Origin of the sequence: Geobacillus sp. FJAT-46040 (genome assembly GCF_002335725.1) — a bacterium.
GTDB lineage: Bacteria > Bacillota > Bacilli > Bacillales > Anoxybacillaceae > Geobacillus > Geobacillus thermoleovorans.
In genome coordinates this window covers 403,604-426,772 of sequence record NZ_NISS01000001.1, presented here as the reverse complement: position 1 = coordinate 426,772, position 23,169 = coordinate 403,604, and the positions used below count along the sequence as shown (strand labels likewise).

At 54.8% G+C, this 23,169-nt stretch carries 18 protein-coding genes and 3 pseudogenes; 4 read left to right on the top strand and 17 right to left on the bottom strand.

Features of this window, described 5'->3' with window-relative positions:
* Positions 1 to 55: 55 nt before the first annotated feature.
* From CD000_RS02210 to CD000_RS19520, 10 genes and pseudogenes are all read right to left on the bottom strand, one after another.
* Positions 56 to 631 carry a Maf family protein gene (locus CD000_RS02210; RefSeq protein ID WP_096224785.1) on the bottom strand — a complete coding sequence of 192 codons (576 nt, stop codon included), beginning with the start codon at positions 629 to 631 and terminating at the stop codon, positions 56 to 58.
* 334 nt (positions 632 to 965) lie between these two features.
* On the bottom strand, positions 966 to 2,081 hold the full coding sequence (locus tag CD000_RS02205; protein WP_096224784.1) for a stage II sporulation protein D: 1,116 nt from the start codon (positions 2,079 to 2,081) through the stop codon (positions 966 to 968).
* Positions 2,082 to 2,197: 116 nt separating this feature from the next.
* Positions 2,198 to 2,659: a type II secretion system protein gene (locus CD000_RS02200; RefSeq protein WP_096224783.1), complete on the bottom strand. Its 462-nt coding sequence runs from the start codon at positions 2,657 to 2,659 to the stop codon at positions 2,198 to 2,200.
* A gap of 21 nt (positions 2,660 to 2,680) precedes the next feature.
* Positions 2,681 to 3,400 carry a hypothetical protein gene (locus tag CD000_RS02195; RefSeq protein ID WP_014196429.1) on the bottom strand — a complete coding sequence of 240 codons (720 nt, stop codon included), beginning with the start codon at positions 3,398 to 3,400 and terminating at the stop codon, positions 2,681 to 2,683.
* Complete coding sequence (locus tag CD000_RS02190) at positions 3,397 to 3,972, bottom strand: fimbrial protein (protein ID WP_013144607.1); 576 nt, start codon at positions 3,970 to 3,972, stop codon at positions 3,397 to 3,399. Before CD000_RS02190 ends, CD000_RS02195 begins: the two co-directional genes overlap by 4 nt.
* On the bottom strand, positions 3,962 to 4,900 hold the full coding sequence (pilM, locus tag CD000_RS02185; RefSeq protein WP_014196431.1) for a type IV pilus biogenesis protein PilM: 939 nt from the start codon (positions 4,898 to 4,900) through the stop codon (positions 3,962 to 3,964). The genes CD000_RS02190 and pilM overlap by 11 nt, the downstream gene beginning before the upstream one ends.
* Positions 4,901 to 4,921: 21 nt before the next feature.
* Entirely contained in the window at positions 4,922 to 5,668 is a 747-nt protein-coding gene (locus CD000_RS02180; protein ID WP_096224782.1) for a prepilin peptidase, read from the bottom strand.
* A 37-nt stretch (positions 5,669 to 5,705) separates the two neighbouring features.
* A complete protein-coding gene (locus CD000_RS02175; RefSeq protein ID WP_096224781.1) occupies positions 5,706 to 6,116 on the bottom strand; it encodes a type II secretion system protein in 411 nt (136 codons plus the stop codon).
* Positions 6,117 to 6,211: 95 nt separating this feature from the next.
* Positions 6,212 to 6,835, bottom strand: a pseudogene (gene istB, locus CD000_RS02170) (IS21-like element helper ATPase IstB); the annotation flags it as partial.
* Positions 6,798 to 6,965 (bottom strand): annotated as a pseudogene (locus CD000_RS19520) (IS21 family transposase); the annotation flags it as partial. The pseudogenes CD000_RS19520 and istB, both read right to left, overlap by 38 nt.
* A gap of 477 nt (positions 6,966 to 7,442) precedes the next feature.
* Here CD000_RS19520 and CD000_RS02160 point away from each other — a divergent pair.
* A pseudogene (locus tag CD000_RS02160) lies at positions 7,443 to 8,806 on the top strand (ISLre2 family transposase).
* 223 nt (positions 8,807 to 9,029) lie between these two features.
* On the opposite strand, the gene CD000_RS02155 reads toward CD000_RS02160, so the two are convergent.
* From CD000_RS02155 to CD000_RS02130, 6 genes are read right to left on the bottom strand one after another with little or no spacing between them, the layout of a single operon-like run.
* Positions 9,030 to 10,241 (bottom strand): type II secretion system F family protein, encoded by a 1,212-nt coding sequence (locus CD000_RS02155; protein ID WP_096224779.1) that lies wholly within the window; start codon positions 10,239 to 10,241, stop codon positions 9,030 to 9,032.
* Positions 10,228 to 11,283 (bottom strand): type IV pilus twitching motility protein PilT, encoded by a 1,056-nt coding sequence (locus CD000_RS02150; protein WP_096224778.1) that lies wholly within the window; start codon positions 11,281 to 11,283, stop codon positions 10,228 to 10,230. The genes CD000_RS02155 and CD000_RS02150 overlap by 14 nt, the downstream gene beginning before the upstream one ends.
* Before the next feature lie 12 nt (positions 11,284 to 11,295).
* Positions 11,296 to 12,960: a GspE/PulE family protein gene (locus CD000_RS02145; RefSeq protein ID WP_096224777.1), complete on the bottom strand. Its 1,665-nt coding sequence runs from the start codon at positions 12,958 to 12,960 to the stop codon at positions 11,296 to 11,298.
* Complete coding sequence (locus CD000_RS02140) at positions 12,957 to 14,327, bottom strand: G5 domain-containing protein (RefSeq protein ID WP_096224776.1); 1,371 nt, start codon at positions 14,325 to 14,327, stop codon at positions 12,957 to 12,959. The genes CD000_RS02145 and CD000_RS02140 overlap by 4 nt, the downstream gene beginning before the upstream one ends.
* Positions 14,328 to 14,343: 16 nt before the next feature.
* A complete protein-coding gene (locus CD000_RS02135; RefSeq protein WP_015375514.1) occupies positions 14,344 to 15,123 on the bottom strand; it encodes a PRC-barrel domain-containing protein in 780 nt (259 codons plus the stop codon).
* Entirely contained in the window at positions 15,113 to 16,729 is a 1,617-nt protein-coding gene (locus CD000_RS02130) for a hypothetical protein (RefSeq protein ID WP_096224775.1), read from the bottom strand. Before CD000_RS02130 ends, CD000_RS02135 begins: the two co-directional genes overlap by 11 nt.
* A gap of 143 nt (positions 16,730 to 16,872) precedes the next feature.
* Between CD000_RS02130 and CD000_RS02125 the strand changes: the two genes are divergently transcribed.
* The 3 genes from CD000_RS02125 to CD000_RS02115 are packed head-to-tail and all read left to right on the top strand — an operon-like array spanning position 16,873 to position 19,819.
* On the top strand, positions 16,873 to 17,493 hold the full coding sequence (locus tag CD000_RS02125) for a type IV pilus modification PilV family protein (RefSeq protein WP_014196440.1): 621 nt from the start codon (positions 16,873 to 16,875) through the stop codon (positions 17,491 to 17,493).
* The gene (locus CD000_RS02120) at positions 17,477 to 18,055 is read left to right on the top strand and encodes a PilW family protein (RefSeq protein WP_096224774.1); all 579 of its coding nucleotides are present in this window, start codon (positions 17,477 to 17,479) and stop codon (positions 18,053 to 18,055) included. Before CD000_RS02125 ends, CD000_RS02120 begins: the two co-directional genes overlap by 17 nt.
* A gap of 42 nt (positions 18,056 to 18,097) precedes the next feature.
* The gene (locus tag CD000_RS02115; RefSeq protein ID WP_096224773.1) at positions 18,098 to 19,819 is read left to right on the top strand and encodes a hypothetical protein; all 1,722 of its coding nucleotides are present in this window, start codon (positions 18,098 to 18,100) and stop codon (positions 19,817 to 19,819) included.
* Positions 19,820 to 19,913: 94 nt separating this feature from the next.
* Here the strand turns inward: CD000_RS02115 and CD000_RS02110 are convergent, their stop codons facing one another.
* Entirely contained in the window at positions 19,914 to 23,138 is a 3,225-nt protein-coding gene (locus tag CD000_RS02110) for a VWA domain-containing protein (RefSeq protein ID WP_096224772.1), read from the bottom strand.
* Between the last annotated feature and the right edge of the window lie 31 nt (positions 23,139 to 23,169).

The following is a 23,169-nucleotide window of genomic DNA, read 5'->3' as shown; positions in this document are numbered from 1 at the left end:
TTGCGGGGCGTTCTTTTGCCAAAAAGCGCCAGACGGCGGCCGCTTTTGCTTTGATCTATGCCGGCGGCCACCCGAGCCGGCGCAATTCCCTCACCGTCCGCGACAGCGGCAGGCCGACGACCGTCAAATAGTCGCCTTCGATCCGTTTGACAAACAGGGCAGCGCGGCCTTGGATGCCATACGCTCCCGCCTTGTCCATCGGCTCCCCGGTCGCAATATAGGCGGCGATTTCCTCGTCATCGAGCTCCCAAAACGTCACCGCTGTTTTTTCCGCAAACGAGGTGACGGACCCTTGAGGGAGTGCGATGGCGACACCGGTCCATACGTCATGCGTCCGCCCGGACAACTGACGCAGCATGGCGAATGCTTCTTCTTCCGTGCGCGGCTTCCCTAACAAGCGGCCATCGCACACAACGATCGTATCAGCGCCAAGAACATACGCGTCGGGAAAAGAGGACATCACCACCTCCACTTTCCGGCGGGCAAGAAGTTGAACCGCTTCATCAGGGGGCGTTCCGGGGGGAATCGTCTCATCGGCATGGCTTTCCTGCACATCAAACGGCCAGCCGGCCAGCTCGAGGATCTGCCTTCGTCGAGGGGAGCGGGATGCAAGCACGAACCGTGGAGGCATCGCTCATTCTCCTTTCGCTCGTTTCGGTTCGGAAGATTCACTTGTATCGTAGCAAATTTTGCGGTGAAAGGCAATTTTCTGTATAGATGCAATTTGAAGCATGAACATTTGCAAATTTTACTAGGCATTTGATCGACTGTCGGGCGACCGAACAACGCCGCTTTCAGACCCGTATGGGTCTGTGAAGCGGGTGGTTGTTCGGTCTTCCAAGCCACAGGCTTGCCTTCGACAGTCGAAAAATGGACAAACGGCTTTTCCGTCAAGGATATATAAATATAGAAACGAAAAATCGGAAATTCTTTACATATGCAATAGGCAAAAAAAAACGGGGCTTCTAGCTCCCTAGCGGCACCAATTCGATATAAGCGGCGAGCGCCTCGAGCAGCTGTTGCTGGGCTTTGGCCAACAGCGCTTCATCCCGTCGCTCTTTGTATGCGGCAAGGGCGACATACGCCTGCTTCAGCGCTTCAACATACCGACCGACTGTTTTGTCGCTTGAAGCATTGCTTTTTTCTAACCCGTCATACGCCTTTTGGAGCGCCTGCCAGTCATCTTCTCCTGCTTTCCTGCCGCCAAGCAAAGCCGCGGAGACCGCTGCCATGTTTTCATACAAAACCTCCCCTTTTTGGATGGCCTCCGACCGGCGCGCCGCCGCTTCGGCGGCAAACGACAGCTCTTTGACATACGTGCTTGGCACCCTTTGGCGGTATTGGTCGTTGACCGTCCGCAACGTTTCCTTATCCGCGCCGACGGCGATATAGAGCGCTGCCGGTTTTTGCCCCGCGACGACGACCGGCACGCCTGCTGTTTTGATCGATTCGGACGCCTGCTTGGCCGCCGCCGCATTCGAATAGACGCCCGCTTGAATGACCGCAATGGAAAACGGCGCTCGTACGACGCTTTCTCTTCCTTCTTCGCCCGCCGCTGTTTCAGGCTTTGTCAATTCCGTCATCGCTTCAGATGCCGGCGACGAAGCAGATTTTTCCTTTGGAATGATGCGCAGCACCGTCATGCCAAACGCCATGCCGACCAACGCAGCGACCAACGCGGCGGCGAGCAGCGACTTGGCTTGAGCCGGCAGCCGCCATGTCCGACGTCTGGCGCTTTTCTTTTGTTGCATCGCCTCGGAAACGGAAATGACCCGTTCATCCGCCTCAAGGGCGGCCGCCTCTTCCCAACCCGTCGTTTCAACATCTTCTCGAACTTGCCCATCCTCCGTAAACCACAGGCCTGTTGATGGCTTGCCTGCGGATGGCCCGCCTTCTTGAAACGCGCTCACTTGGCGGCTGTCATCCGCCTCGTTTTCTGCTCGCTGTCCTTTCCCTAGATGGCTGTCCACCGGATATCCATCCGACTCCTCGGACGGCCGTCCTTCCGACGAACGCTCCACGGTAAATGGGCGGGGCTTGCCGTTGATATTCACCATAATGCGCATGCGCTGCTTGTCCATTTGGCCACCGTCCTTCTTCCTGCTTCGATTTCTTTCGCCTATCTTACCACAAACGAAAAAAAAAAGAACAAGACATTTGTCGTCTTGTCCCCGCTTCTGTTCTTCATTTTCCGACATTATCGGTCACGAATCATCTCCGTCCCCAGCGCTTCGACAGGAATCGGCTGCTCGCGCCCCTCATAGGCGCAAAGCTGCTTTGTCTCGCCTTTCAAGCAAACGGCGTAATCGATCCCGCCGTCTTCCCGCTTCGTGGCAAGCACGTACGATGGATTTGTTTCCGGCGGCAATACATTTCCGGTAAACGGATCTTCGATTGGATCCAGCAAACCGTTGCCCACCAATTCTCCATACGACAATATGGCAGAAGAACGGGCTGGCAAAAATTCCACTTTCTCGGCGCCGACATACAGCCGCGCCGCTTCATACAAGCCATAAGCATCCGAAACAAACGCCCGCTCGCGCGCCCGATCAATCACCGTCCACATGGCAAGACCGACGATCATCGCCACAATGCCGATGATCACCAACACAGCCAAAAGCTCAATGAGGGTCATCCCCCGCTTCATGCGAATGAGCATATCGGACTTCCACCATCCCCGCTACCGGCCCGAAGACGGCGCCATTTCCACGAGCGGATTGTCTTTGCCGCTTGGCGGAGGGACATCGCGGATGGGAATGAGCTGCTTCCATTTCTCAAGCTGCGGCGCGTAAAAGGCGCGGACATTGATGGAATAGGCGAGCGGTTGCACGTCGACAGCGGTGGACGTCAACTCCGGCGGGCCGGTAAACGTCAATCCTTCCACCGCCAAAATGCGCTCGGAGTGCTCAAGCACCTCTAAAAACCGTTCAAGCTGATAATAGGAGGGAGATTCCACCGTCAATTGGGCGGTAATAGACTGGATGCCGCTTGGAGGAATCAACGCCTTGTCTCCGGACGCCTTGCTTTCCGCTCCATTCGCGTTCCCTTGCGAAGGAGATTCTCCGGTTCCTTGCCCTTCAGCGAAGCTGACGCTCAATAGCCGGCTGTCAGAAATATATTCCGCTTTTTGAAACGTCAGCAACAGTTGGTCGGCGAACGGGCGCACCGGCACTTTCCTCTGCAAAGCCGCCAGGCTCTCTGCCGTTTCTTCTCGATTCCCCGCCGCCTGCTTTTTCATTGCAGCCAACACGTTTTTCTCGCTTTGTACGACCGCCTCGAGCCGATCCATTTGTTCGTAGCGCGGCATGAGCACAAAAACATAGAAAGCGGCAAACAAAAGAGCGGCAAGAAGAAACACCCCGGTAAACACGAGCGGCCATTTTCCAAAACGGCCCATCATTCGTTGTCCCCCTCTTTTCCTGTCGGCTGAAGTTCCAGCTCATATTGCGCGATATACCGCGGCACGATCGTTTCCCCCTCTGCCCCGCCGCTTTCGCCGCTGGCCGAGATGCCGGTCAATTTGACGGCTTTGACCAAATGAACTTCCTCAAGCCGATCTAAATAATAGGCCGCTTCTTCCGCCGCATCAAACTGCACTGTCATCGTCACCGTCTTTTGACCAGCATACGAAAAGTTCATGATAAAGCCGCGCTCCGGCAGTTGTTTGGCCAACGCACGCAACAGCGGCACCGTTTTGAGCGGATAACGGTTCGCCCATTCGACCGCTTTAGCAAGCTCTTGCTCAGCTTGCTGCTGCTCCGTCGTTTTTCCCTTCGCCTCCATCGCCGCCTGCTCGGCGCGCACTTGCCGAAGCTCCCCTTCAAGCGCCGCGAGCCGTTGATTCGCACGCTCCATCAGCCAGTAGCCTCCCCCAGCGCCAAGCAGCAGAAGCAAAACGGCGAAGGCCGCCAGCACGGCGCCCGCCGCACGGCGCGGCTCTTTGCGCGGCAGCAAGTTGATGTCAACGATCATGGTCAGCCATTCCTTCTTTCAACGCCAATCCCCAGGCGAGATGATAACGATCCGGCAACGGATCAATCGAGCGAGAAAGCCGCTCCGGCGGCACATCAAGCCGCTCTGACATAACGGCAAACACATCGTCAAGCCGCGGATGGTCGCCGGTGAGGAAGAGGCGCGTAATTTGCTGTTTTCCTTGCTGGATGGAAAACGAATAAAAGCTCATCATCCGCTCGATTTCCTTATACACCTCCGCAAACGGGTCAACGATCGGCATCGTTCGCTCCCCGGGCGCCTCAAGCGGCACATGGCGCATAAACTGCGGCAAATGGCGGTGGAAGACGCTCAAATTGACAGCCGATTCGTCAAACTGGACAAGCAAAATGTGGTCGTCCGCCGCGGCTTGTCCGGCAACAAAAAACGGGCGATAGGCGCAAAGCGGGGACACATCGGCCGCCACCGGGCGCAGGCCTGCGTCTTCCAAGAGCGCCGCATATTCGGCCACCGCCTCTTCCGGCGCGGCAAACAACAGCACGTTCAGCACCTCGTTTGTTCTCTCGGCCACGACGTAGTCAAACACCGGATCGGCGAACGGAAGCGGAATCGATTCACCAAGCTCCATAAACAAATAGCCGCGTATGTCCTCGTCCGACAAATGAGCGGGAAGCGGCAAATGGCGGATCATCACAAACGGATCGGGAACGACAAAGCGGACACGCCGCCCGTCAAGTTTCCATTCGTCAACACATTCATCCAAAATCATCGCCAACGTTTCCCGATCGGCGATTTTTCCATCGCGAATGATGCCGGGCGGCAAGGCTCGCTCGCCCCATCGCCTCGCCTCGGGCGGCTGCCCCGGCTTTGCTTCCACATAGCGGAGGACATGATCTTTGATGATGATATTCGCCTGTTTCGCCTTTCGCCGCCATAACGCCATCTTCATTCCGCTTCCTTTCTGCCGTCTTTACATAATGAGTGAAATATACGCGCGCACGATCGCTTCTCCGAAGAAAAACGCGGTCAACGCCCCGAGTGCGATCGCCGGCGCAAACGGCATCGGCTTGCCGCGCCGCACACGGCCCAACGCCATGCCGACAAGCCCGATCACCGTTCCGTACAACGTCGCCAAGAAAAACGCGAGCAACACCATTTTCCAACCGAGCACAAACCCAAGCACGGCAAACAGCTTCACATCGCCGCCCCCCATCCCGCCTTTGGACAAAACGGCGATCAGCCATAAAAGCGAAAATCCGACCGCCGCCCCAAGGAGCATATCGGCCCACGGCAAAAACGGAATCACAAGCCGTTCAACCAAAAACAAACCGGCAAACACCAAAAGCACCCGGTCGGGGATGAGCATGTAGCGAAGATCGGAGACGACAATGATGGCAAACAAGCTGATCAACGTCCACGCCACAACGAGCCGCCCGCTCCAGCCGACCCACATCGGCGCGGCCGTAAACAAGGCAGCGGTGGCCAATTCCATCGCCGGGTAAAGGGGGGAGATGCGCCCCCCGCACCCTTTGCACCGCCCGCGCTGCACGACATACGACACAACCGGAATGAGCTCCCCCGCCGATAGCGTCCGTCCGCACGCCGGACAATGCGACCGCGGCCTGATGATTGACTCCCCGACCGGCACCCGCAGCCCGACAACGTTAAAGAACGAGGCGAGGAGGAGGGAGAAGAGAAAAATAACCATAGCAATCATAATGAGACACCAATAAACCCAATTTTTAGGTGTGATATTATTTGCTTAGTTCTTCTTCAGATGCAAGGCCGTCGTTATTTGTATCTACAAGACCTACTGAATCGTGTTCTTTTAAATAATACGTATACTTACCTGAATTCCCCTGACGTACTTCTACTTTATATTGGCTATCATCTACGCTATCTAAATAGTCATTTAAATCTGTTTCGTCTAGCGTTTGAATTGAACTGTTGGCACTATCTGGTGTAAAACTATTAGCTGTCATATACATCTTAGCTGCATTGATAATTTGAATTCCCTCAGCAATCTTTGCATCATTTTTTGACTTATTAATAATTCCCCCAATGCTCGGAATCGCAATCGCCGCGACGATCCCTAAAATGACGATGACGGCGAGCAGTTCGATGAGCGTCAAGCCGCGCTCGTTTTTCAACACCCGTTTGAACATGGTTCACTCTCCCTTTTTTCATTTTTGTGTTTTTTGCAAGCAAAAAGTGCAGAGAATTGCAAGAAAAAATACATAGGCTTGCCGGCTCAATGAATTTACCTTTCAACCGAGCGAGAAGGGAGCGACTGAACGGCAGAAAGCGCGTGCCGCAAGCGGTAGCTCTCTCCCGTAAACGCGAGAATGTGGGCGTGATGGACCAAACGATCCACCAGCGCTGCCGTCAGGCGGTTGTCCCCAAACACTCGATTCCACTGTCCAAACTCTAAATTCGATGTCACGATGACACTTTTTCGTTCATAACAATCGGCAATGATGTGAAACAGCAGTTCCGATCCCTGCTTTTGAAAAGGTACATAGCCGAGTTCGTCCAAAATCAACAGCTCGCATGTGTCGATTTGCCGTTTGAGCCGTCCGAGGGTGCCGTCTTTTAACGCCTCTTCGAGCTGCGCGACAAGATCGGCGACACGGAAAAACCGAACTTCATGGCCCCGTTCACACGCTTTTAATCCTAATGCGGTGGCGAGATGGGTTTTTCCTGTTCCCGGCGAACCTAAAAGCAGGACGTTCTGTTTTTGCTCCAAAAAGCGAAGGTCGCAAAGTTCTTCCTTCGAGGTCGTGGTCGGCCAATGAATCTGATCCGACCATTCGTAATCTTTGAGCCATTTCAACTCCCGGAACTTCGCCTTCTTGATCAATCGAGCCTGTTTTTTGTCTGACCGAAATGTCTCCATCCGCATATTTCTTGACTGTTCTCCAGTTAAATCCCGTCCTGCGGACAATTTCGGAAAGCGATAACCCTTTCTTTTCACGCAAAGGTTTGATATGATGAATTTCAGGCATTGCTAGCATCCTTTCTTTACCTCCCCTGTTTTGTTCTTCACAACCTTAACAGTAGAGGGAATTTTAGGAGCTGGCAAGCCTTTTTTTATGCCATGAAGCTCTGCACTTTTTTGTTGCAGAACTCTGTACTTTCATTTTGCACTAAACAATTTTTAGCCTGTTTTCCCTATTATTCTACAACATAGGAAGAAAAATAGGAATATATTCTTATTTTATCTTAATTAGGCGAGAAGACTCCCACTTCAACGAAGCGAAGTGGAGTAAGTGGGAGATGAATCGCCTTAACTATATTTTGCGTGTGAGTAAAATATTTGTGGGTGACATTCAGGAATGATTCCCCGACGAGGATTGCGAACTTTTGTTCGCGACGCTCGTCGGGGCCACCAAGCGAAGCGCGGTAGAAAAAAGCAAATGTCATGCAAAAAGGACTCTCTCCCTGCTATGATGGTGATGACCAACATCCATAAAACAGGAGGGAGAGAGTCCATGAAACATCTTACCACAGAATGGCCTTTATTAAAAGAGCTGGAGGAACAATTCGTCAGAACTCTTCAAAAGGTGTTCGCTGTCTTGTTGGCGGCCCTTTTGGAGGAGATTGATCGACAACTGGCGGAAGCGCGGGACAAGCGCCGGTATCAGCTGAAAGACAAACGGCCGACCACGATCCAAACGCTGTTTGGAGAAGTGACGTTTCGACGGAACGACTACTATGATCGGCAAACGGGGAACTATACCTTCTTGCTGGATGCCGAACTGGGCTTTGATGGAGCGCAGTCGATCAGCCCTTGCCTCGAGGAAACGGCGGTCGAGTTGGCCGTAGAGTGCTCTTCCTACCGCAAAGCGGCCCGTACGTTGGAGTCGATCGTGGGGTATGCGGTCCTAAGCCACGAGGCGATTCGCCAACTGGTGCTGGAGGCCCCTGTCTCGCTGCACCACCCTGTTTCCAAACGGCACGGCCGAGTGCTGTTTGTGGAGGCGGAAGGACTCTGTTTCCCGCCAGGGGAAAGGGAAACGGGCGAAAGAAGAGAAAATCCTGGCGATTCACGAGGGATGGAGACGAAACGGCTCGCAGCTTGAGCTCGTGAACCGGCGCTGCTGCCTCCATGAAGGGGCGGGAGACGTGTGGGAACGGTTTGAAGAGTGGCTGATGAACGAATATGCCTATGACCCGTGCCGGGACCTTTTGATCATCAACGGCGACGCGGCGTCGTGGATCACGGCCTGCCGGGAGTATTTTGGGAAGCGGGCGTGCTTTCAGCTGGATCGATTTCATGTGGCGCGGGAGCTGCGTCAGTGTCTGTCCGGCCATCCGCGTTGGCGGGAGGTGCGGAAGAAGCTGGCGAAACAAGACGAAGAGGGGCTTCTCGTGGAGCTGAACAGCGCGGTCGGCACGTTGGAGGACGAAGCGAAAGAGAAGCAGGGCTGCCATGATCCGCCGGATCGAGTCGATGCCGGGATGCATCCGGGACTATCGGGAGTGGCTGTCGGAGCAAGGGGTGGAGACGACCGGCATGCGTCCGAGGGGCCACGCCGAGAGCGTGATGAGCCGGTTTGCGCATCGGGTGAAATCCCGCCGCAGCTGGAAAGACCAAGGGCTTCGGGCGTTTCTGAGGGCGATGGCAGCCCGAATCGACGGGATTTGGCGGAGAAATGGGCAGTTGGTGGAGGAAGAAGAGACCCGAACGGCAGCCTCGGCCTCGACGAAGTCCAAGCGGGTTGAACAGGCCAAACGGAAGGCAGGACGGTTATGGGCAGATGTGGTGCGTCAGAATCTACCGTGTCTGCAGCGGCCATCCGGGACGCCGATCCATCAAGCGTTGTCGGCGCTTCGGGATTTTGGTTGGGTGTAAAAAAATGGAATACAATATCATCACTTCAAGATGAGGGATGAGAGTCCGAAAGCGCTTACGATATCAATTCCTGAAAATGGTTCGCTAACTAGTGATTGACAACACCCGTAGTGAACCGAAAAAATGTTCTCCACAAAGTCTTGACTGACTCTTGCTTGAAGCAGTCAAACTTCTTTGGAAGCCCCCACTTCAAATTTTCGCTAGAAAATTAAGTGGGGGTAGTTCACTGTTGAATATGGTTGAAAATATCATACATCGGCACGATGATCGAAGTGACGATCGTCCCGACGACGCCGGCGAGAAGCACGATCATGAGCGGTTCGATGAGCGATTTCAATCGGTCGGTGGCCGCATCGACTTCCGCTTCGTAAAAATCAGCAACTTTGCCGAGCATGGCGTCAAGCGCACCGGTCTGTTCGCCGATCGTGATCATTTGCGCAACAAGCGGCGGAAACGCCCAATGGCGGCGGAGCGGCTCCGAGAGCGATTGCCCGCGCTCGAGGGAGGTCCGCGCTTCAGCCAGCACAGATGCGATCACTTCATTTTCAACGACGCGCCCAGCGATGGAAAGCGCCTCTAAAATCGGCACCGAGCTTGCAACAAGCGAGCTGAGCGTCCGCGTCAGGCGGGCAAGCGCCGCTTTTTGCACGAGCGTGCCGAACATCGGCATCCGCAGGGCGGCATAATCCAAATAGTACTTCGTTGTCTTTTGCCGCCGAAGAACCACAAACGATGCGTACACGCCGGCAAAAAGCAGGACGACGGCCCACCAATACCGCTGCATCACACTGCTTGCCTTGAGCACAAACTTCGTAATCGCCGGCAGTTCGGCGTGAAACTCGGCGAACATCTCGACGAACGTTGGCACAACGGCGACAAGCAAAAAAATAACGACCGCAGTGGCAATGATGGCAACAGCAATCGGATAGGCGAGCGCCGAGGCGATTTTTTGCCGCGTCCGATGCATTTTTTCAAAATGATCGGCCAAGCGGTCAAGCGTCTCGTCAAGCGTCCCGCTCGCTTCACCGGCGCGCACCATGTTGACAAACAGCGGCGGAAAGATGCGCGGATGATTCGCCGCTGCCGCTGAGAGCGGGTTCCCGCCGCGCAATGACTGTTCGATGTCAAGAAGCGTCTTAGCGAGCGGCTTGCTTTCCGTTTGCTCCGCCAAAATGCGGATCGAATCGACGATCGTCACCCCGGCGCGCACAAGCGTTGCGAACTGGCGCAAAAAGATGACAAAGTGCTGCAGTTTGACGGCGCGGCCAAACGAAATTTCTTTGTTCCATATGGACGGCGGCACTTCGGCAAGCGCCAGCGGGCGAATTCCTTTTTCCCGAAGCTTTGCCGCCGCCTCGCGCCGCGAAACGGCAGTGATCACCCCCGCTTTTTTCCGTCCGCTTCGGTCGCGCCCCTCGTACTTAAACTGCGCCATCGTCCCCACGCTCCCCCGCCAAATACACTTCAGCCGCCAGCGGATCGATGCGCCCATCGGCTGCAAGCTCCTTAACGCTCATTTCCATCGTCTGCATGCCGATGTTGCGGCTCGTTTGCATAATGTTGATGATTTGATGTTCTTTTTCGTTTCGGATTAAGTTGGCGACGGCCGCATTGTTCACTAAAATTTCCAGCGCTGCCGTCCGCCCGGTTTTGTGTCTGTTTGGAAACAAGCGCTGAGCGATGATGGCAACGAGCACGGAAGCAAGCTGCAGCCGGATTTGCGCCTGCTGGGCCGGCGGAAAGACGTCAATCATCCGCTCAATCGCCGCCGGCGCGCTCGCCGTATGAAGCGTGCCAAGCACTAAATGGCCCGTTTCCGCGGCGGTGATTGCCGTTTGGATTGTTTCCAAATCGCGCATTTCCCCGACTAAAATGACGTCTGGATCTTGACGAAGCGCAGCGCGCAATCCGGCGGCAAAACTGCCAGTGTCGAATCCCACCTCTCGTTGGTCGATGATCGATTTCCCGTGTTTATGCAAATACTCGATTGGATCTTCCAGCGTGATGATATGTTTCGACATCGTTTTGTTCATATAGTCGATCATCGCCGCCAATGTCGTCGATTTGCCGCTGCCGGTCGGTCCGGTGACAAGCACAAGTCCGTGCGGCTTTTCGGCGATGCGCTTTAAGACATCCGGCAGGCCAAGCTCCTCCAGCGTCGGGATGCGCACCGGGATGAGGCGCACGGCGAGCGACACGCATGACCGCTGTTTAAACACGTTTAAGCGAAAGCGGGAAACGCCGGCAATGCCATACGAAAAATCAAGCTCTCCGGTTTCCTGAAACTGCTGCCAAAGCGGCGCCGGAATGATGGATCGCGCCATTTGCTCTGTTTCCTCCGGGTGCAGGCGCTCATGGCCGTAAGCTCTCAACTCCCCGTTCACGCGAAAAATCGGCGGCGCGCCGACGGTTAAATGCACGTCGGAAGCGCGGCATTCAAAGGCCGCGCGCAATAACGCCTCAAGCTTTTCCTTCATCCATCTCACCCATCAATGCAAAATGGCCACTTTCAGCACTTCTTCAAGCGTGGTCAACCCTTGCTTCACTTTCAACAGCCCATCATCCTGCAAAAAAATCATTTTGTTTTGCAGGGCAAGCTCGCGCAATTTCGAAAACGGCTCGTTGTTTAAAATGACGCGCCGCATCTCATCGGTGACAACAAGCAGCTCGTGAATCGCCAGCCGTCCGCGGTAACCGGTCATGTTGCACATCGGGCAGCCGCGGCCGCGGACAAGTTGATGAACCTCAATGCCGCGGCGGGCGAAAATGTCCCGCTCCCGCTTCGTCGGCTCATACACCTCTTGGCAGTCGCGGCAGACGCGGCGCACAAGCCGCTGCGAGACAACGCCGGCGAGCGATGTGGCCACTAAAAACGGCTCAATCCCCATATCGATCAGGCGGGTGATCGTGCTTAATGCATCGTTCGTATGGAGCGTGCTCAACACTAAATGACCGGTGAGCGAAGCGCGGATCGCCACTTCCGCCGTCTCGCGGTCGCGAATCTCCCCAACCATGATGATGTTCGGGTCTTGACGCAAAATCGAGCGGAGCCCTTGGGCGAACGTCAAGCCGACATTCGGGTTGACTTGAATTTGGTTGACGCCCTCGATCTGATATTCGACTGGATCTTCAATCGTAATAATGTTCACGTGCTCGCTGTTTAAATGGTTGAGCGCCGCATAGAGCGTCGACGATTTCCCCGAACCGGTCGGTCCGGTGATCAAGACGATGCCGTTCGGCCGCTCGATCAAGCGGATGAACCGATCTAAATTGACCGGGTTGAAACCAAGTTTATGAATATCGTTTAACGCTGCGCCCAAATCGAGGACGCGCATGACGATTTTCTCACCGTATACGGTCGGCAGCGTTGAAACGCGCAAATCGACCGGATGAAAATCGATGTCCATTTTGATCCGCCCGTCTTGCGGCACGCGGTGTTCGGTGATGTCCATATTGGCCAAAATTTTAATTCTCGCCGTCAACATGCTTTGCATATGTTTCGGCAGCGCGCGTTCGGTGCGAAGCAGGCCGTCGATCCGATAGCGGATGAGCACTTTCGTCTCCTGTGGATCGATATGAATGTCGCTCGCCCGCTGTTCAACAGCAAGTTGCAAAATTTGGTTCACCAAACGAACGATGGGAGAATCGTCCTCAGCAGCCCGCTCGTCGTCGCGCACCTCAGGCGGCGGCGTTTGTAAAAAATCCTCAAATGCTTCGTCGATGTCGTAATATTTATTGATCGCCCGCAAAATATCGTCTTTTGAAGCGATCGCCGTTTCAATTTGAAACCCGGTCGACAGGCGCAAATCGTCGATGGCAAAAAAGTCCATTGGATCGGCCATGGCAACGAGCAGCCGATCGCCTTCCACCTTGAGCGGCATGACCATATGGCGGCGGGCAAACTCTTTCGGCACGAGGTTTGTCGCTTTCGGATCGATCGGGTACCGGTACAAACTGACGTGCGGAATGCCGAGCTGAAACTCGAGCGCCTCAATCAGCTGCTGTTCCGTGATGTAGCCGCGCTGCAACAAGGCGTCGCCGAGCTTTTGCCCGGGCGCCTTCTCGCGCAGCGCCTCGGCCAGCTGGCTTTCGGTGATCAATCCAGCTTCGACAAGCAAATCACCAAGCCGTTTCCGTTCCTGCTTTTTGCTCATTTTTCCTCCCCTCCGCCCGCATCCGTCTTCTCTTCACTGCCAGCGGCGGGGGCCGATTCCCCGTTGCTCGCCTCATCGCCTTTCTTTGACGCGGTCCCGCTCTCTATATTCCCGCCGCTGTTTTTCGCAGTCGAATTCGGTTGGTTCGCCGCTCCGTTGTTTTCCGTCACCCCATTCGCCGGCTCCATCGTTCCGCCTTCTCCGTCGCCGCTTTGCCCAACATTGCTTTCCGGCACTTCAAGGCCGCGCACGTGAATCGTATACGTTGGCGGATAAAAATCTTCGCTCACCGTTTCTTTGCGCACGAGCCGAGCGCCGTCGCGCACTTCGCGTTCCACCGTCACAACCAGCCCCGGCCGCCCGATCTGTTCCGTCCTCTTCTCGTCCGGCGCCAGGCGCGCGTCATAGCGGACGATGACACGCGGTTCGATAGACTCCGCCTCGCCTAGGCGAATGATATATTGATAGGCAAACGGCAATCCGATAATGGCAACACGCACCTTTCGTCCATCATGCCGGAGAAGAAGCGTGTAGTCGGTCGTGTTGGGGTTGAACCATTCCAAATCGCGGCCGCCGCTAATGGCCGCCTCAAAACCGGGCGTCACTCCATCCGGCAACATACGGCTCGTATAGCGCTCCACGACAGTGAAATTGGTCGCCAGCACCGCCCGGTACACCGCTGAAGCGATCGCATCGGCCGCTTCATCGGACAAATCGGCCTTCACCTTTTTCATATAATCGCCAAACGAAAACAGCTGTTTCGCTTTGATCACCGCGCGCCGCTCGCCAGACAGCCAGCGGACGGCCGAAGAGTCAGGCGCCGATGCGGCCGCTTCGCTGACGACCGGTTGCCGGCCGTTTGCAAACGATATGTAGCGAGCCAAGTCGATCGGAGATGATGGCTTTTGCAGCTGAGCCGCCTGTCCCTCTAAATCCGCCCCAAGCTTCTTGATGTCAAGCGCCGATAACGCCGCCGGCGGAACGATGGCTGCCGCCGCTTGGAGGCATTTTTCTAAATCAGCGATCACAAACAGCGGCGTGCGCCTCCCGTCGACAAACCGCTTCGTGCTCTCGGCAAGACGGAACGCAAACGCGTCCGCCGGCAGGTCAATGCGCTTTTCTTGGTACTGCAAAGAAATGGAAGCGGTCGCCCGCCACTCATTCACCCGCTCGACAACCGCCTGTCGGGCTCTTTCGGGCGTCATGCCGGAGAGTGACACCGGACCGACCGCCGTGCCCGGGCCAAGGCGGCCGTCATCCGGGGCCAAAACATCATGGGCGAAGGTGCCCAGATGCGAAAAAGCGATAAAATAAACGGTGCAAACAGCCATGACAACAAACAATTTCCAAGCGGCAGCCTTTTTCACCGCCGACCCTCCTCCATTACGCCTCCACATTCATCGAGACATCGACGATGACGCTTGGCCCCGCCTCTTGCGCCCTGCGCACATCCTCTTCGCCAAGCAGAGTGCCCGCTTTAAACAGCAGGCGGCCGTCTGCATCGTAAATATCTTTTGTCAGCCGCTTTCCAGCTAACAGCGCAACTTGTTTTTCCCTCAGCGACTGCAGCGCTTCAACATTTTCCACGCTTTCGGCCATCGCCTCCATTTGCGCGGAAACGTCCTCTTCCGCCATGCCGCCGGTTGGCTCGATGCTCTCTGCCTTCAACAACTGCGCCGGGTCATCAAGAAGCGACTCGTTCGCTCCGTCGTTGATGATCAAAATATCTTTGCCGTACGTCAACACTTCCGAGGCCGGCAGCACCGCTTCCCCTTTCTCGAGCTGAAGAGCGATGCCGACAATATCCCCTGACTCTTCATCGACGAAAAACTCGCGGGCTTCGCCGAGCAGCTGCCCTTTTCGCGTGATGGCTTTCGTATTTTTAATCCGGATTTGCTTATTGACGAGCTGATTGGCGATCGGAATTTCCGAGAGGTCAATTACATCGTGCCCTTGCTCTACCGTCACGGCAAACTCGCCGATGCCGACGACTTTTTTAAACGGAATGGCCTTTAAACTGAGCTGCACATCGTCTTGTTCCACAGTCAAAAAATCGATCGATCCTTTGTCCGGGTTGATCACCAAACTTTTCACCGTGCCGATTTGTGCACCGTCAGCAATGCTGATGATCGGCAGCCCAATGATTTGCGCGCTAGCTTTCATCTTGTTCACCCCAACTGTTTAGTGTTGCGGCAAACTGCCGCCAAAGCGCCAACTCTTCGGCCACAGCCGGATAGGCGCGAAAACGGTCAGCGAGCTCCTCGAGCCACGCTGCGAGCTTGCCGTACTGTTGTTCTACTACATAATGTTCCATTAACAAACGGGCCAATACGTAATAGTCGCGGTCAGAAAGCGGAGCGTCCAAACAGCGGCGGAGGCAGCGCTCGTAATCGGCGGCGCCCAAACGACGGCGGTTGAGGCGCAATTCAAGAACGATCGCCTGCACGACTTCCGGACCGATCATTCGCGCTGGCCGTTCGCTCTCTTCCTCCCGCCGGCTTTCCGTTTGCCCATCTTCTTCCGGCTCGCGGCGCTCGGTTGATTGTTCGCCTTCCGACCGGCCATGCTCCGCTCGTTGCCCTTCCTGCCTGTCAGGCTCTGCTTTCATCGCGTCCTCCTGACGGGGCGGTTCGGCAGCCTCGTCCGTTTCCGGCAGCGAACAGTCGACAATACCCGGCATTGCTTCTTCCAAAAGCGCCCCTTCACGCGGCATTGCCTGGCCGGAAGGCAGCCCGTTTTCTACAGCAGAAACGCCCGCCGAGCTAGAAGACATGAACGCGGAAAGTTGCCCCTCCTCTTCTTCATGGCTGAGATCAAGCGCCTGCAACAGGCCGCGGCCGTCGGCGGCCGCTCCCGCCTGCAGCACCGCCGCTTCGATGTCTGGCGTCATCGAGACCGGCAGCTCATCGAGCCAATCGCGCAGACGGCGCGCCGGCTCAACATTCAGCCCGCCACCGTCACCCGTCATGGCGGTCGGCTCTACTGCATCCAAATCCAAGGCGGACAACTTCTCCAGCCCCACACGATCCGAATCCAACGGGAAAAACTCCTCTTGCTCGGCATCGTCTCGGTCCACGGAGCGCATTTTTTGCTCCGCATCGGCCGAATCCAACGAAAGCAGCTCCTCCGGCTCGGTTTGATCCGCTCCGGGATCGGAAGCGGCTTCCTCTATGCCATCCATCGATCGAAGCAAGAAAGCAGTCTGTTCTTCCCAGGGCTCCTCGCTGGATTTCGGCGCCCGCTCCGTCTCTCCCGAAGCTGCTTCCGACTCTGCAGGCGACGCTCCTGAAGCGGTGTTACCGGTTTCCTGCACGTGCGATCGCAACGCCTCCCCACCCGAGTCAGCGCCTTGAAATTCCCTAGAAGCGCCGTTTTGTCCAAAAGCTGCCGGCCAGGCCGAATCGACTAGATTTTCCGTTGCATTCTGGACCATCGTCCCGTACCTATCGCCTGCTGCCGTCCGGTCGCCACTCCCTTTCCATCCTCCCTTTCTCCGTTCCCCAGCTTCCTCCGTCTCCACCGACCGGTAAAGAAGCGGACCGAACCAACGATCAAGCAAATACGAGCCCGCCAACAGCAAAAGCCCGACGAGCAGGACGATTTGCCATAACGGAATCACCGATTCGGCCAACTGCGCCAGCCCCGCAGCCAAAAAGGCAGCCGCCACCACCGCCGCGCCCCCGGCCCTGCTGAAGCCAAGCGGCAGCAGCCAAACGGCCAACAGCGCCACTATGAATGCAACAACGTAAACAACCGCCTCTTTCCACATGCCCACCCGTTCCTTCCCGGCGTATCATTGGCAATAACGCGACAAATATGCCATTGCTCGTTCTCTTATCCTAAAATTCTACATGGTTCAACTCGAAAATATTGTATAATAAAGTTACATATTTTGAAAGAAGGTTATGACAAATGGCGGGAAGCAATTTTCCTCTTCCTAGTCGTCAAGCAGGATTTACGTTGATCGAAACGTTGCTGGCCATCACTCTTTTATCGGGCGTCGCGATCGGTTTGTTTTACTTTTTCACGAATGCGATGATGCATACGTCTTACAACCAAGGTCGGACGGTGGCCGTCAACGTCGCCCGCGGCGTCGCTGTCTATTTTGAAAAAAACGCAGATTTCTCCCGGCTAAAAGAGTATATGGAAGACCATCAAACACCGTTTCTTGAGCTAACAAAAGACGATTGCGGCAACGAATCGTTGGCGGCGCTGTTTTTTCCCGGTGAATCTAGCCAACTGCATACGGTATGTGAAGCGCAGTTCGCCCCGAAAATCAACAATGTCCGTTACGAAGCTTCCGTTTACCTTGTCCGATACGACAAGGAGGCATGGGATGCATTCACTTCATCGTCGGAATTCGCTTCCTTGCCTGCGCCGCTGCAGGCGCGCATCCGCGCTGAAACGGAAAAAGCAGCCGAATCAAACGCCGGCGGCTACATGACCAAATTATACACCACCGTCCGTTGGGGCGAGCGCACGAACGAAACGGCGTGGGTCGAAGGGGTGATCACCGATGAAACGATCCGCTAGAAGCGAAGCCGGCATGACGATGATCGAGCTGTTGGCCGCCGTTTCCATTTCTTTGCTCATCATCGGCGCTATCTACACGGTGTTTTTAACCGGCATTCGCGCCTACGAGCGCATCGGCATCGAAAACGACTTGCGCAGCGAAGCGGACTACACCATGGCCCGAATAATGAACGAGCTGTACACGCTCTCTCCAGATGGAATGGAAAGTCAAGAGGAAAACACGCCGTTAACGGCCGTCACCTTTGTGAAAGACCAAGAATTCAAAGCCGATGCGGACACCGGGCTTGTCTCCCGTGAAGAGAAAAAGCCGGAAAGCATCGAGCGGATGACGCTGTCCATCCAAGACGGCGCGCTCGCGATCAATGGCGAAACGATCACCTCTTCCCGCTTTTTGCTGGGCGACTCTTCATCGTTTTCATTCCGTTGCGCACGAAAAGAAGGCAACCTGTGCCGCAGCGGCGTCATGACGATCCGTCTCATTGTCTCCGACCGTCGACACGCCGACCCGAGTGGTTGGCTGTATGTGCCGCCGTTTACATTGACAACGGAATTTGGTTTTTAAGTATTACATTCCAAAACTTTGTCTGCGAAGGGAGGGGCTGCGATGAACCGACTGCGCTTGAACGCCGCTGGCTACAGTTTGGTGACGACGATGCTCATGATCACCCTCTTTTTTTTGCTCGGCTTGACGATTTTAACAGTCGCCGTCCAGCAAGCGCGATTTACCGCGGTGCGCGTTGAGAACATCGAATCGTTTCATGAAGCCAAAACAGCCCTTAATGAAGCAATTGCTGAGCTTAAAGCTGAGCTTTCAGACGACGATTTTTTTGTTCGTCATGACATTTTCACCCCCAGTCAATGGGATGCATTTCTCGGCATTAACGAGGACACCCCCAGCCCGGATACGATCGTCGGCAAGCTGAAAGCGCGCTACGGCGTGGAGGTGGAAGACGTGTCCTATCGCTTGTACAACATTCCGACGAACAAAGTGTTCCTCCGCGCGCTCGATTTGTCCAAACCGTTTACGGACGGCCATCGCGAGCGGAAAGTCAAACGGCTCGTCTTTTTAACAAATACTCCCAGCTTTCTCAAATACGCGCTCGGGTCAAACAAAGATGTTGTATTAAACGGTGGAGTCTATGTTGAGAAAGGAAACGTTTACGCCGGGCAAGACGCTTATGCGAGCAACGCGACCAACTATGTCAAACAGAATGGTCAATTGACCGTCGCTTCACCCAACGCCGGCATGCCGCGCCTTTCTTCTTCATCCGTCTGGTATACAAGCGATGGTCAACTGATGGCATGCGGTCAAACAACCAGTTGTTGGACAGCGAGTCAAACCCGTTTTTCTATGTCAGGCAGTTGGACGCCCCTTTGGCCGACAGATGTTGTCGAACCGGCGCCTTCTACCAAGCAGGAGAACGAAGACTTCATCGATGTGGATTTCGATTTGACAGTTGCCGACAAGCTATTGCAGGCGTCAGATATTTCCCGAACGAGTGATTCGTATCTGGAAGACATACAACGCGTTCAAGAAGCAACCGACAAAGCCAATGCGTTACGCTATTTGGCTGTAGAGTTGTCCAACCGATGGACTCCGATTGTCATCGATTCAACCGTGCCGATTGAAAAAGCCATCAAGCAAAGTTCTAAAGAAAAACCGCTTTACTTAGACGGAAGCGGCGTGCTCACTGGAGATGTCGACATTCGCACGGACGCCGCCAACAAGGTCAACCAATGGCTCATCGTCAACGGGGATCTAACGCTCAATGGCCCGACGAATTCGAACCATTTTATCAACGTATACGGAAATTTCATCGTTTTCGGCAATATGACGATCACTGGAAATGTCAAACTCGATGCCAGCATTTACGTCATGGGAAAAACGAAAATTTATCAAAGCCGAGTTGAGCGAGCTGAAAGCAGCAAAGGAGTCGTGTTGTTGTCAAAAGGAACGCTCGATCTTTCCCGCATCAACGAGTTTGACAACCCGTCCCCGACGCCAAACTTGAAAGGCTACTTTTATACGGACAGCAGCGCCACCATTTACGCTGTTGGTTCTTATTTATATATTGAAGGCGGACTGTTCGCCCGCGGGAACGGAGCGGCTGCTCCGGATACAGACATCAACGGGCTCGTCATCAACGCCTTTCGCGGCCGGATCGAGCCGAAAGACGGTGAGCCGGGGAACTTCATTCCAAGCTCTGACATGCAACAATCTCGTCTGATCGTCAAATACAATCCGCGGGTGTTAGTCGAACAAGGAACAGGATTGCCGTTTGTCAATCAAATCTCGCTCGTCGCCGACCGGCTTGAAGTTGAGTGAACGAAGACGGCTAAATTCCCTCTCTCATCCTCTCGATCCCCTGGACAAACGAAAAAAAGCGGCTCTCCAATTCAGGAGGCCGCTTTTTCCATCATCACCAACGCCCACCACTGCTGCCGCTTCCCCCCTCATCTTCACGCGGTTGGACAAAGACCCACACTGAGGCTTGAATTGGCCTGCCATCCGGCGTTCTCGCATTGGCGGTCGCCGTCACAACCGCGTAGCCGACATCCACTGCTTCCAAATACCATCGGCCATTTTCTTGGACAACATTGACAAAGCGCGGGTCAGACGATGTCACAGAGTGGAGCGTTGGGGCGCTTGCATTTTCCGGAATAAAGCGGAGCTCTGGCGCCACCTCGAGCCGTTCGCCGACTTTCATGTACAGCACCGGGCTGGAAAACGCCATCCCTTCAAGCGGCACATACGGGTCGATGACCGTAATCACCGCTCTAGCTGTTGCCCCGCTTCCGTCAGTTGCGCGGACGATGATCGCGGCCGTTCCCGGTTTGTTTGCTGTTACAACGCCGTTATGGCCGACAGAAGCGATATCCGGGTCGCTCGATTCCCACATAAGCGTTTTGTTTGTCGCATCAATCGGTTCAATGATCACCGGAATCGTTTGCGTTTCGCCAACGTTCATTTCCCGTCTGTAATCGCCGAGCGTCAAATTGCGAATGAGCTTCATATACCGGAATGACACGATCGTCGTTCCATCGCCCCGCGTCAACCCGCCGCTCGAGCGCACGGCAACCGTATACTCGCCGTCATCGGAAACCGAAATGGCATACGGCGGACCAAGCAGCTGCCAATCGGACGATGAGCCGTTGCGCGCGATTTCGTATTCATACGTCACCCGTTCACCGGCGACAAGCCCGGTCACGCGAACCGTCGGCGCTTCCGTCACCGTCGCGCCGCTTTCTACTTCGCCATTTGATGCAGTGATCGACAAACGCGGCTTCAAATATATGCGCACCGTTTCATCATTGCGATAGGTGACAAGCAGCACGCCGTCATCGTTCGGGTCGTATTGCAGCGCTTTGACCGCCAGCGGCAGCAGCCCGTATGAATTCGGCTCCGCGCTTCCGACCTCGTCTTGCGAAGCGGCGGAAACTTGATATTTGCGGATCGCGCCGTTCGCGTTTCCTTCATAGTAAAAATTCGGAAAATCATGGAGACGAACCGTCATGCCGATTCGTTCCCTCGGCGGCGCAAGCGTCGAGGTTTGCGCGCCATAGCGGCTGTCCGTAAACGTCACAACCGCTGGCGGCAGCGAGACATTGTTCATCGCAAAATCGGCCTGCATCACCCATTGCTCCGAAAGCGTCAGTTTGTTGAGCTGGCTGTAGTCGAACGTTTGATTGGCAAATGTCCATTTGGCATAACGCCTGCCCTGATCTGTGTAGACTGTGACTTTCCCATCAGGAACGACAGAAATGCCGTCGGGCAGTTCTTGGATAATGCTTACATTGCTAATCGTCCCGCTCGCATTGCCGACATAGCCGACAAGCGACAGTGAATATGCCGCGCGGAAGCGGTTGTCATCGCCATTAGCGGCGCCGAACTTGATTAAGCTTGCGACATCATTGGTCACTCCTTGCAATGTCACCGTGCCTGTAAAGGACGGCGGCGCTTCATCTTTAACCGTGACCGTCACCTTTTTCGTCACCGGCGGCTGCGGTTGGCCATACACGTCGCGATACGTCAATTCGGCTTCAAACGTATACGTCCCTTCAGCTTTAAACGATACCGGAACCGGAATCGTCACCGGCGGTGGAGCGCCTTGGCCGATCTGGTACGGAATCGAAAACGAAATGTAGGCGTTTTGCTTTGTTTCATCGAGCCATACTTGGCCATTTTCCGCGATGGCGACATTGCCGCCAAATGACGACAGCGGAATGCGGATCGTTCCAGTGATCGCCGGGGTGGTGGCGAGCTGGGAAAACTGTTGGAATAAAGCGGTTAAGTTTTGCGCCGTTCCTTGCCGCGCCTCGCCGCCGGCAACCGCTGAAAGGGCGCGCAAATAGTCCATATCGACTTCCTTACTGTCACCGAAGCCGATGGAATAGAGCGTGATATTGTTCAGTCCAAAGCCTTTAACTAGATTGAGGGCATGGTCCTGTATTTTTGTTTCTATTTGTTTGTAACTAAATGGATAGCCGCTTCGCCCTACATAAGTTCCATTGGCATAGTCCTCTTCACGGCTAGTAAACACACGAGAAAGCCCCTGCTTATCTTTAAAGCTAATGAACGCCACGTCACCAAGCAAACCATATATTAAGTCTAAAGAATCGGTAATTTTTTTTTCAGTATAATTGTAATGCCGGTTATTCTTCCGTATAATTTCTTGATACGTAATGGCATCTCGCGTGCTTAATATTGTCGGCATGCCATCAGTTAAGAAAATAACATATTTCTTTCGCTTCGGATCGGTGAAATTCAACTGGTTAAGCGCATTAGCCAAAGCAGCCGAATAGTTGGTCAATCCTTCAGCCGTCAGCCTGTCGCCGACCGTCCGAATTTTCTCGAGTTGGGCGGCGACATTCGGCTGATCCCAAAACGGCACGATATCTCTCACTGAGTCAGAAAATGGAATAAGGGCAAACCGGTCATTCGGATGCGAATGAGCTTTAAAGTAATCGACAGCCGAACGGAGCGCCGCCTTGGCGCTCAACAGTTTCTCGGTTGTCATCGACCCTGATGCATCCATGACAAACGCAACGTCAATCGGGGGACGGACAGGCGCCGAAACCGAGCCTTTCGGGATCAGCGTCACATCAAGCCGTCCCTCGGCATTGCCGTTTGGCGGCTTGGCGTATTCCGGCTGTGAAAACGCCATGGAGAAATCGAGTGCAGCGGTGCTTGCTTCATTTCGTTTCGTATACTCATAAGGCGGCTCTGGGAATGAAAAATACAAATCTTCCTGCCCGTTTCCCAACACCCGGTAAGCATCGACGGTAATCTCGTAAGCCGCTCTCTCCCCTTGGGCCGATGGCCACTTGCCGCGCATATCAAGCGAAAACGTATACGTTTTCGCTCCGTTTCGGCCCGCCGGCGCTTCCACTGCTTCCGTGCGATAGCTGACAGCAGAGCCGTTTTGTTCCTTCACCTTAATACGGATCTCAAAAAAGCGGATGCTGTTGCCCCGGCCATCCCCGGCCCCTGGGGCAACGGCCCATCCTTCTATTTTTTCATCTGAAACGATGGTGAGAGCGCCCTCTTTTTGATCGGCATAAACGATGTCAACCCTCACCGGCCATAGACTTGCGATGAGACAAAACACCATTCCCCATAACAGCCAACCGCGCCACCGCTTCATGCGCCTCCCCTCCCGCGCCAAAGGAACTATC